Below are 12,728 nucleotides of genomic sequence, written 5' to 3'. Positions count from 1 at the left end.
ACCTGACGCCGCTGAACATACGAAAAGAAACTGGTATTCAGCCTCTTCGGTTTCATGCATGTATAAAAAACCGGCGGCAGCAGAAAAATATCCCGCTGCCGGCCCGTTTGATAATTACTGGTTGTTATAACGGTCGATGGATTCCTGTACAAGCTTAGCTGCTTCTGCTTCGTTTTCCCAGCCGCCGATTTTAGTCGTTTTCTTTTCAAGCTCTTTGTACGTCTGGAAAAAGTGGGAGATTTCATCTAGCTTGTGCTGCGGTACATCATCAAGCGTAGTTACTCCTTCAAAACGTGGATCCTCCGTTGGTACAGCGAGCAGCTTCTGATCCTCGTCCCCGTCATCGATCATGTTTAAATAGCCAATGACCCGGGCGTCAATGACGCAGCCTGGAAATGTTGGATTGGTAACGAGTACAAGTACGTCAAGCGGGTCTCCGTCGAGCGCCAGCGTGTCGTCGATGTAACCGTATTCTGCTGGATAAAACATCGGAGAGAAAAGCACGCGGTCGAGTTTAAAGACACCTTTATCTTTATCAAATTCGTATTTGTTCTGGCTGCCTGTCGGAATTTCAATGAGCACTTCCACTTCTTTGTTTTCTGCCAAGGCAATCTCCTCCTTCAATATGTATAGTAAACATCTCCTGCATTATAGCAGGAATGAAAGACGGAAGAAAGGCAGGGAACAGAATCTGTAAAAAAACCCCCAGCAGCCTGGGGGCACGGTGCTTATTCGAATTTAAACGGGTCACCGCCAAACGGTTCCTCCGCTACTTTGATGGAATCGGTCGGGCAGCCTTCAAAAGCGTCGATCATATCTTCTTCAAGGTCGTCCGGAATGCTCTCTGTACCCTGGTTATCATCGATGATGTTTTCGGCCAGACCTTCCTCATCGTAATCGAAAATATCGGGAGCTGCCGCCCCGCAGGCACCGCAGGCGATACATGTATCTTTATCAACAATGGTGTATTTCGCCATCTGTGTCCCTCCATGTGATCGGATATCTATAAACTTATGCGCTTGATTGAAGAGCGTCGTAAGGTCTATTCCATATTGTATTTCTTCGTGATAAACTTTTCAACAGATATGAAACGCCCCACACAGCCTAACTTGTGGCATTTTGATGAACGAATAGAAAGGAAGAGGCGTATTGCTGTTTCAAGAGGCGATGATCCTGATAGCATTAAAAAGGCTCCGCGGAGAACGTACAGACGCTTCTGCCTATCACCTTTTGTCTGGAAAGCGGTCCTCCCAGACGATCACAGACGCCAAGTGGTTTCAATCGAAGGACCTGTTCGGGGCCCTGGCCAGGCTCGACAAACCGCAGTTTGAACACATTACCGCCTCTTTTTATCAACGCGGCTGGCTGGAGGCCGGAGGAATCCCGGGTGCAGAGGCTGCCGCTGCTATTGAACCGTGGGAGAAAATACTGGAAGAAGCAGGCTTTGACGGTTGGGCGTACCGCGACACGGGACGGCAGTTTTGGAGAAGGATTGCTCTGTTGATTCAGACGCTCTCCCACCTGTATCAGCAGAAAAAACAGTTTGTGCCTATTATCCAGGATGTGTCAGCACAGGAGTGGGTAAAACAAAAGCTGTCGGCATGGGGAGCGGAAAGATACACTGCCATGAACAGGTTATATGAAGAAATAAAGAGCTGCTTGCATGAACTGAAGGAGATACAGGCATTTATATTTGTATACAAGCTGACGGGAGCGGAAACTCTCGGTAAAACGACAGATCAAATAGCGCGCATCCAGGGCATGGAAAAGGCCGAAATTGAGTATTTATTTCAGGGCACGGTGCACACCTTAATAAAAAAAGCGGAGAGCCGGCCGGGCACTGTTCTTTATGAATGCCTGGACGCCGGAGGAAATCCTCAGCTTACCGTCACAGCTGAAAAGACGCTTGATTTTATAAACAGGGGACTGTCACTCGAAGAGGTCGCCCGTGCCCGCCGTTTAAAGGAGAGTACCATTGAAGACCATTTTGTGGAAATTGCCGGCGAGGTCGAAGGATTTTCCATTGACCATCTGGTTCCGCCAAAGCAGCAGGAAGCCATACGCCGGGTGGCTGCTTCTCTTGACACGTTTAAGCTGAAGGCGCTGAAAGAACAGCTGGGCGGGGACGTGACATATTTTGCGATCCGGCTTGCACTGGCAAAAGGAGGGGAAAAAGGTGAACGGAAAAACAGAAGCGCTGAATAAATACTTTGGCTTTCCTTCTCTGCATGAGTACCAGGAGCCGATCGTGGATGCGCTGCTGGCAGATACGGACACCCTGGCTGTCCTGCCGACTGGAAGCGGCAAGTCCATCTGCTTTCAGCTGCCCGCTTTAATGAAGAGCGGTCTGACAATTGTCGTTTCCCCGCTTTTGTCTTTGATGGATAATCAGCTCCAGGAGCTGCGGGCGAAGCATATTAAAGCAGCCGCCGCCTACAACAGCTTTATGAGCCCGGAGGAGAAATCCCGGGTGCTCAGCCGGCTTTCGTCGTTAAAGCTTTTGTATATATCTCCGGAAGCTCTCTCCCTGCCGTTTATTGTAGAGCGGCTGAAGAGTGTAAAAGTGTCAATGATGGTAGTGGACGAGGCCCACTGTATTTCCCAGTGGGGGCACGAGTTCCGGACGGATTATTTAAAAATCGGGCCGGTTCGGCAAGCACTGGGACGTCCATGTATGGCAGCTTTCACGGCAACGGCAACCCCGGAAGTGCAGCTTGACATTAAAAAACAGCTGCAGATGAAAGCGCCGGAAGAATTCATTCATTCGGTGGATCGTGCAAATATTGCTCTGTTTGTCCAACGGTGCACGAGTGAGCGGGAAAAGAAAAGAGAGATGGTCGAGCTCGTTCAGAAGGCTCCCGGTCCCGGACTGGTTTACGTATCGAGCCGGAAAAAATGCGAAGAGCTTAAAGCGCTGCTCCAGGAAAAAACCTCCCACCGGGTGGAGGCTTATCACGGCGGGCTTGAAAATGAGGCCAGGCTGATGATCCAGCAGCAGTTTTTACACGGCGACCTGGACGTCGTAGTGTGCACAAATTCCTTTGGTATGGGGCTGAATAAAGCTAACGTCGAATTTGTTCTTCATTATCATTTTCCAAAAGATGCAGAATCGTATATTCAGGAAATCGGAAGAGCTGGAAGGGACGGAAGACAGGCATGGGCGGCGGTGCTCTACCTGGAGGAAGACATCATTATTCCGCAGATGCTGATGGAAGCAGAGCTCCCCCCTGTGAATGAGCTCGGCTCCGCATTGGCTGCGGCAGCCCAAAGCAGCCGGGGAGAAATAACAGATGACCTGATAAACAGAATGGGATGGACAGAAACTGCTGCCCGTTTTCTTACTTACTATTTTGAAAAATACCCAGGGAAGCCTGAGGCAGAGCTTCTGGAAGAGCTGGAAAAGCAGGTGCAGCAGCGATCGTTTGAAAAGCAGAAAAAGCTGAAGGTTATGATACAATGGTTAGAAAATAACGAAGAATGCCGGAGACGTTTATTACTGCAGGTTTTTAGGGAAGCGTTAATGAAACGTCCCGAACCCTGCTGCGATATGTGCGGGCACAGGCTTCCTTTTCGTGAGCATCAGGGAGCAGAGAAAGAAAAAGAAACAGCCCCGTGGGAAATACGACTGGAGGAGCTGTTTTTCGGAAGGGAGAGAGCGAAGCATGAATAAAACACGTATGGAAAAGCGAAACGCCGGTACGGAGGAAAATGCAAAGCATCCGGATGCAGATCGAAGCCGCCTCAGCCGCCGTCGTGGCAGTGCAGGCGGGGAGACTTCGGGTGAAGAGGAGCACCAGGAGGCTTTAAGGCGTTCACGCTACTCCGGAAAAGAGGAAGAGCCGGAGGAAGAAGAGAGTCCAATGCTGACTCTTCCCCATACGCTGTTGGCCGCATTTATATTGATTGTCATTACCGCCCTGGTATCCCCGTTCATCATGAGTATGTTTCAGTAGAAATGAACGCGGCAGATGTTTCTGTCAGTGGTGAAGATAAAAGAAGGCCGACAAAACAGGCAATCACGCCAAAAATCATTAATACAAACGGCCAGGTGAGCGGTTTTTTTCTGAACAGAAAATATAAAAGCAAAAAAAAGCCTCCTCCAAATAAAGCGGCTCCTGCTAAAAAGACAATAAGATCCATCGTTTAAATACCTTCTTTCCGGTCAGTTTTTCCCTTACATAAGTATAGCGGAGATAAACGGTATACGTATACTCGTTTTTAAATTGTCCGGAAACGTTCAAATTTTATAAAGGAAAAGAGGGGTTCCATCATGAAAAAATGGCTGCTGGCTCCTCTTCTTTTTTCTGTGCTGTATGCCGGCAGAGTCCTGCAGGAAACATGGCAGAATAAAGTAAGAACTCATGAGCTGGAATATAAAAATCTGCCGCCGGAGGTGGAGGGCTCCTCCATTTTTTTCATCACCGATATTCACCGCCGGCGGATATCGCCTGCATTATTCCGGCAGCTCGAACGGAAGCCTGATCTGGTTATTATTGGCGGTGACCTGACCGAGCTGGGCGTGCCAGCTGAACGTATCAGACAGAATCTCCGCCTGCTCCGCAGTCATGCCCCGGTCGTGTTTGTCTGGGGAAACCACGATCTGCAGGTGGGTCGCAGATGGCTTAGGCCGCTTCTGCATCAGGAGGGGATCGAAATTCTTGAAAAAAATGCATACACGTTAAAGGAAAGTGATTTTACGATCGCTTCCTTCGGAGAGGAACGCTTTTACGAATCCTACCGTAATCCGGCACTTGTGCCAGAGGCAGACCTGCTTATTGCCCACAATCCGGAAGCGTATTACCGGTACGGCCCTTTTTCCGAACGGGCGGTGTATATGCTTACCGGACATACCCATGGCGGTCAAATCCGGCTTTTCGGCTGGGGGCCGAAATTAAAGGGGGGCTGGTACGATGAAAAATACCAGGCTTTGTTTATCAGCAACGGCTACGGCACGACCAGCATACCGATGCGCCACGGTGCCCCGGCGGAAACGCACCTGTTTGTGTTGAGAAACAGTCATTCCGACAGTGAATAAAGGAGTATGAATATGAATGAGCAAGTAATTATTATTGGGGGCGGGCCTTGCGGTCTGGCAGCAGCGATCGCATTAAAGCGCCGGGGAATTGATGCAGCTATTATCGAAAAGAAAAATATCGTCCACAGCATTTATGAGTACCCCGTACACCAGACGTTTTTCAGCTCTGCGGATAAACTTGAAATCGGCGGCCATCCTTTTCCGGTTGTAGACCGAAAGCCCCGGCGCCAGGAGGCTTTAGTTTATTACCGCAAAGTAGCGGAAGCGGAAAAACTGCGTATTTACAATTACGAAGAAGTGCAGACGATCCTGGAAACGGAGGAAGGTTATTTGGTGCAAACTGAAACGCTGCAGGGAGGGGTCCGGGAGTGGAAAGCTCCTCACGTTATCATAGCCACCGGCTACTATGATAATCCAAATCACATGGGCGTGCCTGGAGAAAGCTTGCCGCATGTAAAGCATTACTTTGAAGAAGCCCATCCTCATTTTAACCAGAAAATCGTTATTATCGGCGGGAGAAATTCAGCTGTAGACGCTGCTCTTGCTCTTGAGCAGGTGAACGCTCAGGTGGCGGTTCTCTACCGGGGAGAGGAGTATTCTAAAAGCATTAAGCCGTGGATCCTCCCCGATTTTCAGGCAATGGTCCGGCGCGGCGCAGCCCGGATGGAATTTGAAGCAGACGTGGTGCGTATTGAGCCCGATCAGGTTGTTTATGAACAAGGGGGCGTCTCCCATTCCGTGCCGGCTGATTTTGTTTTCGCCATGACCGGCTATCATCCATCGAGAGCTTTTTTCCGCCAGCTCGGTATTGCTGTTGATGAACAGTCAGGCCGTCCGTCCTTTGATGAGGAAACGATGGAAACAAACCGGGAAAACGTTTATATTGCCGGAGTTATAGCCGCAGGAGATGAAGCGAACGAGATATTTATCGAAAACGGACGCTTTCATGGAGAGAAAATAGCGGAAAATATAGCACGAAAAAAAGCCACTTCGTTTTAATAAACTGGTGGCTTTTTTAATGTGGAGGGGATGCTACTCAATGTGTTCAAAGCAGGCGCGGATAGCTTCGAGCGGCCGTTTTTCATCGAGGGCAGCGAGCAGCTTCAGGCGCGCCTTCTGGCCGTTCAGCCCGTTCGTAAAAATAACGCCCTTTTGCTTCAGCTGGTAGCCGCCTCCTTCATAGCTGTAGGTAGCCTGGACGACACCGCTGTGGCAGCGGGAAACAAGGACCACAGGCACCTGTTTGGCAATCGAATCCTCAAGCAGCGGCACGATGGTTGGAGGAATGTTGCCCTGGCCGAATGCTTCGATAATAATACCGTCAAGCGGCTGGTCAAGCAGCGGGGAAAGCAAAGCAGCATCCATGCCGGCTGCCATTTTTAAAAGGAGGACCTTCTTATTCATATGGACCGGCGAAAAATGCTCGCGGCTTGCCGGGTAGTGATGGATAAATATTTCGTTGTTCGTCACAAAGCCGAGCGGACCGTATTGCGGACTCTGAAATGTGGCAATATTGGACGAATGGGTTTTTGTCACGTTTTTTGCAGAATGGATTTCTTCGTTTAAAACGACGAGAACTCCGATGCTCCGGGCTTTCTCGCTTGCGGCAGTACGGACCGCTGCCAGGAAATTCTGGGGGCCGTCAGCGCTGATTTCGTTGCTAGAACGCATTGCGCCTGTCACTACCACCGGCAGGTCTTTGTCATGAAAAAGATCGAGCGCATAGGCAGTTTCTTCCAGGGTGTCGGTGCCATGCGTAATGACGACACCGTCATATGTATCCTCGGAAAGCTTTTCAAGCATATGCTCGTGTAAAGAGAGCATGTGCTCCGGAGTAATATGAGGAGACGGGAGATGCAGGAAATCGCTCGTAACAATCTCAGCAATTTGATTGGCAATGCGGCTCCAGTGGCTTAAAGGGTTGTGAAGCCCCGGCTCCACGCCGCTTTCTTCTGTCTGGGTCATGGCGATCGTGCCGCCTGTGTGGATAACTAGTATTTTTTTCATTTCAATTCCTCCTCGTCGGCCCGGCTATGGCTGGCATTATTCTTTTACGAATTTGAACATAGCATGATACGATACGTTTAACAAGAGAGGGTGAGAACGAAAGTTGATCGCACTGATTATGGCGGCCCTGGCGCCGGCTGTTGCTTTACTGATATATTTCACATTAAAACGCCGGGCGGACGTGGAGCGGAGGCTGCCGGTCATCCGTGCGTTTGTCATAGGGGTACTGATTGTATTCCCGGTGCTTGTGATCGAACATGCGCTTGAAACAGAAGGGGTAAGCATGCCGCTTTTTGCGGCGCAGTATACCCAGGCGGCCTTGCTAGAGGAAGGCATCAAGTTTTTCCTCCTGTATACGTTTGTGCTTCGATTTGCTCCGATTAAAAATACTTACGACGGTGTTATTTACGGGCTTTCCCTGTCGCTTGGCTTTGCTTCGCTTGAAAACATCCTGTACTTAATTGCAAACGGCATAGAAACGGCTGTTACCAGAGCGCTGCTGCCAGTGACGGTGCATGCGCTCCTGGGTGTGATTATGGGTTATTATGCGGTATCAGCGAAACGCGCCTCCCGTCATGGCAGGCGCCTCTTCTCTTTTTTTCTTGCTCTTGCGATTCCGCTTATCTTCCACGGGCTGTACGACTATATATTAAGCGCTTCTTTAGGCAATATTCTGTATTATCTTATCCCGTTCATGCTATTTTTGTGGTGGTTTGCGTTGTCGAAAGCAAATAAAGCCAATGCGAAATAACAACTCGAAAGGACGAAGCTACTATGTCAGAAGACCGCCGTTACCGCGTTGTTATCCGCTGTCCAAAATGCGGGGAAAAGTACATTCTACGCGGCAGAAAGAACAAGGCCGGGGAAATGGAAACAGGTTTTCGCCGCTGCGTCTGCGGCAATGAAAACCAGCTGCATGTTGATATTGCACCGGAATAAAAAGGTTACTTGCAATATCGATTCGTTTCATGTACTTTGGAAAGTAATCATATAACGTTTCTTATCAAGAGAGATGGAGGGATCGGCCCTTGGAAGTCTCAGCAACCAGCCGCAGGTGAAGCGGTCAGGTGCTAACTCCTGCAAGCTGTGCTTGCGAGATGAGAAGAAGTATTGCATGCCAAGGTCTTCTTCTGTCTAAGGAAGAAGACCTTTTCGTACATTTAATGCATTAATTTTACAGAAATGAGGGCTGTGACATGTCAAAGCAACTGCAGATAGAAACCATCCTGGCACAATTGGGTAATAATTCCGACCCGCGGACCGGAGCGATCAATCCTCCTGTTTATTTTTCCACAGCGTATAAACATACAGGTATAGGAGAATCGACGGGATACGACTATTCCCGGACGGCCAACCCGACGAGGGACCTGCTTGAAAACGGTATCGCCGCGCTTGAAGGAGGTAAACACGGGTTTGCCCTCAGCTCGGGGATGGCTGCGATCCAGACGCTGTTTGCGATATTTGAAACCGGTGATGAAGTGATTGCAACAAGCGATATTTACGGTGGCACGTACCGTCTGTTCGAAGAAGGATGGCGGCACTGGGGCGTCACGGTTACATACGGTGACCCGAGGGATCTCGAAGCATTTGAACAGCTGATAACAGATAAAACAAAAGCGCTGTTTATTGAGACGCCGACGAACCCGCTGATGCAGGAAGCGGATCTGAAGGAGCTTTCGCTGCTCGCGAAAAAGCACGGTGCCTGGCTTATTGTGGACAATACGTTTTATACGCCAGTGCTTCAGCGCCCGATAGAAGAAGGGGCGGACATTGTGGTGCACTCGGCCTCGAAATATTTAGGCGGACACAATGACTTGATTGCCGGACTGATTGTATCCAATGTGGACGAGCTTTCTGAAAAAATTGGGGCACTTCAAAACGGCATGGGTACAATTTTAAGCCCGTTTGATTCCTGGCTGCTGATGCGGGGGATGAAAACCTTAAAACTCCGCATGAAGCAGCATACAGAAAACGGCAAAGCCATCGCAGAGTATCTCAGCGGTCATGAAAAGGTAACAGACGTGCTTTACTCGGGCCGGGGCGGAATGCTCTCCTTCCGTCTTGAAAACGAAGAGTGGGTAGATTCATTTTTACGAAACATTAAAATCATCACGTTTGCAGAAAGTCTGGGCGGGGTTGAAAGCTTTATTACGTATCCGGCAACACAGACACACGCAGATATGCCGGAAGCGGTACGGGTTCAAAACGGCGTTGATAACCGTCTTCTCCGCTTCAGCATCGGCATAGAGGATAAGGACGATTTAATTGAAGATCTCGAACAGGCGCTCAGAGCGCTGTAACTCATAAGCACAAGCAGGAGAGGGGCAAGGCTATGAACGTACTCGAAAAACTCGATTCCTCGATTTTGATCGGCGACGGGGCAATGGGCACGTATCTTTACCAGAAAGGCTATAAGGGCTCGTTTGAAGCTATGAATTTAACGGACCCTGAGGCTGTGGAGTATGCTCACCGGGAATACGCAGAAGCCGGGGCGGATATTCTCCAGACAAATACCTACGCGGCGAACCGGGTGAAGCTTGAAGGCTACGGGCTTGAAGATAAAGTGCAGGATATTAACCGGGCCGGCGTGCGGCTGGCGAGGAAGGCTTCCGGCGGCTCGGCTTATGTATTTGCTACAGTCGGAGGGATTAAAGGCGTTCAGGTGAGCGAACATTCAGATGAGTTTCTAAATCAGGCGCTGCAGGAACAGGTGAATGTCTTTTTGGCGGAACCGGTGGATGGTCTGCTACTCGAAACGTTTTACGACCTCCCCGAGCTTCTGCAGATCGTCCGTTACATCCGCAGTAAAGATGAAGAGATTCCTGTTATTGCCCAGGTGGCACTTGGTGATGTCGGCGTCATGCATGGGGGAGTGCAGATCACTGAAGCCTTCAGCCGGATCGAGAATGCCGGCGCTTCAGTGGTCGGACTCAACTGCAGGATGGGCCCGTATCATATATTGAAATCGCTTGAGCAGGCGGAATTAACCGGACGGGCATATTATTCGGCTTATCCTAACGCCAGTCTTCCAAACTGGTATGACGGTCGTTACGTGTACCAGTCCAACCCGGAGTACTTTTATAAGCAGGCTTTCCGCTTTAAAGAACAGGGCATCCGTCTGATTGGCGGCTGCTGCGGAACGACGCCTGAGCATGTCCGCATGATAGCGGAAGCTGTTAAACACGACGTTCCGGAAAAGACGAAGCGCCCGGTAAAGGTAAAAGCTCCGGCGGCTAAGGCGACAGCCGATAAGGAACCGGTTGTGCCCCTCCATGAAAAAGTGAAAACTGAGAAAACGGTCATCGTAGAGCTTGACCCACCGAAAAAACTGAAAACAGGAAAATTTATACGCGGATCCCAGGCGCTTCATGACGCAGGAGCGGATGCAGTTACGCTTGCCGATAATTCCCTTGCTTCCCCGCGGATTGACAATCTCGCTATGGGAGCGATGCTCAAGCAGCAGACCTCTGCCAGGCCACTTTTGCATATCGCCTGCCGGGACCGGAATCTGATCGGTCTGCAGTCCCATCTGCTGGGGCTTCACACAATTGGCGTGCGGGACCTGCTGGCGATTACCGGCGATCCTTCGAAGGTCGGGGATTTTCCAGGGGCGAAGTCTGTATATGATGCGAACTCCGTATCCCTTATCTCTCTGATACGGGAAATGAACGAAGGGCGGCTGTTTTCCGGGAAGTCCCTTGGAGAAAAGACGAATTTCTCCATCGGGGGAGCGTTTAACCCGAATGTGCTTCATATTGATAAAGCTGTAAAAAGGCTGGAAAAGAAAGTGAATGCAGGGGCGCACTATTTTATGAGCCAGCCGGTGTATGACATTGAACGGATTGAAACGATCCATGAAGCGGTCAGGGGACTCGGAGCGCCCGTGTTTATCGGCATCATGCCTCTTGTGAGCGCGGGAAATGCAGAGTTTCTTCACAATGAGGTTCCGGGGATTCAGTTAACCGGGGATACGCGGAAGCGGATGGCGGCCTGCGGGAACGATTCCGAAGCAGCCCAACGGGAAGGCATCGCTATCGCAAAAGAACTGATTGATGAAACGCTCCGCTATTTTAACGGTATTTATTTAATCACACCGTTTCTGCGCTATGAAATCACGGCCGAGCTGACAAAATATGTACGGGAGCAGGCTGGTGCCGGTGCCAAAGAAATTTAACACTGTTTCTTTTTATCCGATATATATAGTAAAAGGGGTTTTAGCTATTGTACGAGATTGGAAGCGTTTGGCATCTGCATGAAAACATAAAAACGAAAGAACCACATGACAACGATACCCAATATAAATCCCAGCTGCTTGATGCAGATGAACATACGTTCACGATTGCTATGCCTACAGAAAAAGAGACTGGTAAAATTATTTCCTTTCAGGCAGGCAGAGCAGTCCATGTATGGTTTGTCGGGGAGGACAGTGCTGTTTATTCGTTTCGTTCTAAAGTGCTTTCCCGTCAAAAAGGGCACATACCAGCCCTGATCATTGAACGGCCTGCTAAAAAGGAATGGCAGCGGGTGCAGCGCAGAAATTATGTGCGCGTGGAAACAAGCGTCAATACAGCTGTACACGGCCATTACCGTCCGTTCACTACGGTGACGGTAAATGTGAGCGGCGGTGGATGCATGATCGTCGTGCCGCCAAAAGCAAAGCTGCTTGAAGATGAACAGGTGCAGATCACGCTCGCTTTCCCAATGGAGGACGGGGCGATGCATTACCTGCATTGTACTGCTGCGGTTAGAAGAGTGCTGGAAAAAGAAGAGCGCCGGCCGAAGAGGGCAAGCATGGAGTTTTTGGATCTGGCCGAAAAAGAGCGTCAGGCAGTAATACGATACTGCTTTGAACGGCAGCGCTCCGCAGCGAAACATGAAAAACGAATCGGAAGCTAGTATGTTAGACCGCCGAAGCGGTCTCAGACTGTCGACAATGACTCTAATTTTAGAGCGTGTCGGCAGTTTTTTTGTGCTATGATAAAAAGAAATAGCCTGGAAAGGGGTTATGGTGCATGATGAGGCGGAGTTCGGAAGAAGCTCGTTACCGGGAAGCGACCATTCAGCTGGATCAGTTAGTGCCCGCGGACCACCTGGTCCGCCAGATCGAGGCCGCGCTGGATTTTTCCTTTATTTACGACGAAGTCGCATCCCTCTATGCCCCCATCGGCCGGCCGAGTATTGATCCGGTCCGTCTGGTAAAAATGGTGTTGCTCCAGTATTTGTTCGGCATTCGTTCCATGCGTCAGACGGTGCGGGAGATCGAAACGAATGTGGCCTACCGATGGTTCCTTGGGTTGGAACTTTTGGAGCCTGTGCCGCACTTTTCCACCTTCGGCAAAAACTACACGCGCCGGTTTCGGGACAGCGGGTTGTTCGAAGTGATATTTGAACGCGTGCTCGAGGAAGCAGCGGCCGCCGGCTTTGTGGATCCGTCCGTCTTTTATATCGATGCCACCCACGTGAAAGCGAACGCCAACAAGAAAAAATTTGATCGCGTTCATGTAGCAGCTGAAGCCCGGGCGTACCAGGCGCAACTGGATGCTGAAATTCACCGGGACCGTGAGGTCCATGGAAAAAAGCCCCTGCCTCCCGCCCGCCGCGAACCGGGCGGACGGGAGGTCAAACAAAGCACGACCGATCCTGACAGCGGCTATTACGTCAAAGATGAACGGGAGAAGATGTTTGC

14 protein-coding genes and 1 riboswitch are annotated in these 12,728 nt (G+C 50.1%); of the genes, 11 read left to right on the top strand and 3 right to left on the bottom strand.

Features of this window, described 5'->3' with window-relative positions:
- Positions 1-114: 114 nt before the first annotated feature.
- Together ACTRXG_RS11250 and ACTRXG_RS11245 are read right to left on the bottom strand one after the other, a co-directional pair.
- Entirely contained in the window at positions 115-606 is a 492-nt protein-coding gene (locus ACTRXG_RS11250; protein WP_022792297.1) for an inorganic diphosphatase, read from the bottom strand.
- 122 nt (positions 607-728) lie between these two features.
- The gene (locus ACTRXG_RS11245; RefSeq protein ID WP_474284999.1) at positions 729-977 is read right to left on the bottom strand and encodes a ferredoxin; all 249 of its coding nucleotides are present in this window, start codon (positions 975-977) and stop codon (positions 729-731) included.
- Positions 978-1,149: 172 nt separating this feature from the next.
- Here ACTRXG_RS11245 and ACTRXG_RS11240 point away from each other — a divergent pair, with 172 nt between their 5' ends.
- The 5 genes from ACTRXG_RS11240 (at position 1,150) to ACTRXG_RS11220 (ending at position 6,034) form a co-directional block, all read left to right on the top strand.
- Entirely contained in the window at positions 1,150-2,205 is a 1,056-nt protein-coding gene (locus ACTRXG_RS11240) for a YpbB family protein (protein WP_474262162.1), read from the top strand.
- Positions 2,177-3,670, top strand: coding sequence for a RecQ family ATP-dependent DNA helicase (locus tag ACTRXG_RS11235; RefSeq protein WP_474284998.1), 1,494 nt, complete (start codon positions 2,177-2,179; stop codon positions 3,668-3,670). The genes ACTRXG_RS11240 and ACTRXG_RS11235 overlap by 29 nt, the downstream gene beginning before the upstream one ends.
- On the top strand, positions 3,663-3,953 hold the full coding sequence (locus ACTRXG_RS11230) for a hypothetical protein (RefSeq protein WP_474284997.1): 291 nt from the start codon (positions 3,663-3,665) through the stop codon (positions 3,951-3,953). The genes ACTRXG_RS11235 and ACTRXG_RS11230 overlap by 8 nt, the downstream gene beginning before the upstream one ends.
- Before the next feature lie 317 nt (positions 3,954-4,270).
- Positions 4,271-5,035 carry a metallophosphoesterase gene (locus ACTRXG_RS11225; protein ID WP_474284996.1) on the top strand — a complete coding sequence of 255 codons (765 nt, stop codon included), beginning with the start codon at positions 4,271-4,273 and terminating at the stop codon, positions 5,033-5,035.
- 12 nt (positions 5,036-5,047) lie between these two features.
- Positions 5,048-6,034 (top strand): YpdA family putative bacillithiol disulfide reductase, encoded by a 987-nt coding sequence (locus tag ACTRXG_RS11220; protein ID WP_474284995.1) that lies wholly within the window; start codon positions 5,048-5,050, stop codon positions 6,032-6,034.
- Positions 6,035-6,067: 33 nt separating this feature from the next.
- On the opposite strand, the gene ACTRXG_RS11215 is transcribed toward ACTRXG_RS11220, so the two are convergent.
- On the bottom strand, positions 6,068-7,042 hold the full coding sequence (locus tag ACTRXG_RS11215; protein WP_474284994.1) for an asparaginase: 975 nt from the start codon (positions 7,040-7,042) through the stop codon (positions 6,068-6,070).
- Positions 7,043-7,145: 103 nt separating this feature from the next.
- Between ACTRXG_RS11215 and prsW the strand changes: the two genes are divergently transcribed.
- The 6 genes from prsW to ACTRXG_RS11185 all read left to right on the top strand — a co-directional run.
- Positions 7,146-7,793 carry a glutamic-type intramembrane protease PrsW gene (gene prsW / locus ACTRXG_RS11210; protein WP_474262156.1) on the top strand — a complete coding sequence of 216 codons (648 nt, stop codon included), beginning with the start codon at positions 7,146-7,148 and terminating at the stop codon, positions 7,791-7,793.
- A gap of 23 nt (positions 7,794-7,816) precedes the next feature.
- On the top strand, positions 7,817-7,981 hold the full coding sequence (locus tag ACTRXG_RS11205; RefSeq protein WP_176967630.1) for a hypothetical protein: 165 nt from the start codon (positions 7,817-7,819) through the stop codon (positions 7,979-7,981).
- Between the two features lie 58 nt (positions 7,982-8,039).
- A riboswitch (SAM riboswitch) is annotated at positions 8,040-8,146 on the top strand.
- Positions 8,147-8,238: 92 nt separating this feature from the next.
- Entirely contained in the window at positions 8,239-9,342 is a 1,104-nt protein-coding gene (locus tag ACTRXG_RS11200) for a methionine biosynthesis PLP-dependent protein (protein ID WP_474262155.1), read from the top strand.
- Between the two features lie 32 nt (positions 9,343-9,374).
- Complete coding sequence (locus ACTRXG_RS11195; protein ID WP_474284993.1) at positions 9,375-11,216, top strand: bifunctional homocysteine S-methyltransferase/methylenetetrahydrofolate reductase; 1,842 nt, start codon at positions 9,375-9,377, stop codon at positions 11,214-11,216.
- A gap of 47 nt (positions 11,217-11,263) precedes the next feature.
- A complete protein-coding gene (locus ACTRXG_RS11190; protein ID WP_474284992.1) occupies positions 11,264-11,938 on the top strand; it encodes a flagellar brake protein in 675 nt (224 codons plus the stop codon).
- Between the two features lie 116 nt (positions 11,939-12,054).
- Positions 12,055-12,728 (top strand): transposase (locus tag ACTRXG_RS11185; protein ID WP_474284991.1); only part of this gene is annotated, 674 nt, incomplete at its 3' end.

The organism is Marinococcus sp. LNSP9103-4 (assembly GCF_056034345.1).
The sequence above is the reverse complement of the archived record's forward strand: the minus strand, read 5'-3'. Positions and strand labels throughout refer to the sequence as shown.

Bases quoted from the DNA above. Each gene is read 5' to 3' on its own strand.
- ACTRXG_RS11205 (WP_176967630.1), top strand. From the start codon at position 7,817: ATGTCAGAAGACCGCCGTTACCGCGTTGTTATCCGCTGTCCAAAATGC.
- ACTRXG_RS11215 (WP_474284994.1), bottom strand. From the start codon at position 7,042: ATGAAAAAAATACTAGTTATCCACACAGGCGGCACGATCGCCATGACC.
- ACTRXG_RS11225 (WP_474284996.1), top strand. From the start codon at position 4,271: ATGAAAAAATGGCTGCTGGCTCCTCTTCTTTTTTCTGTGCTGTATGCC.
- ACTRXG_RS11195 (WP_474284993.1), top strand. From the start codon at position 9,375: ATGAACGTACTCGAAAAACTCGATTCCTCGATTTTGATCGGCGACGGG.
- ACTRXG_RS11200 (WP_474262155.1), top strand. From the start codon at position 8,239: ATGTCAAAGCAACTGCAGATAGAAACCATCCTGGCACAATTGGGTAAT.
- ACTRXG_RS11220 (WP_474284995.1), top strand. From the start codon at position 5,048: ATGAATGAGCAAGTAATTATTATTGGGGGCGGGCCTTGCGGTCTGGCA.
- ACTRXG_RS11245 (WP_474284999.1), bottom strand. From the start codon at position 977: ATGGCGAAATACACCATTGTTGATAAAGATACATGTATCGCCTGCGGT.
- ACTRXG_RS11230 (WP_474284997.1), top strand. From the start codon at position 3,663: ATGAATAAAACACGTATGGAAAAGCGAAACGCCGGTACGGAGGAAAAT.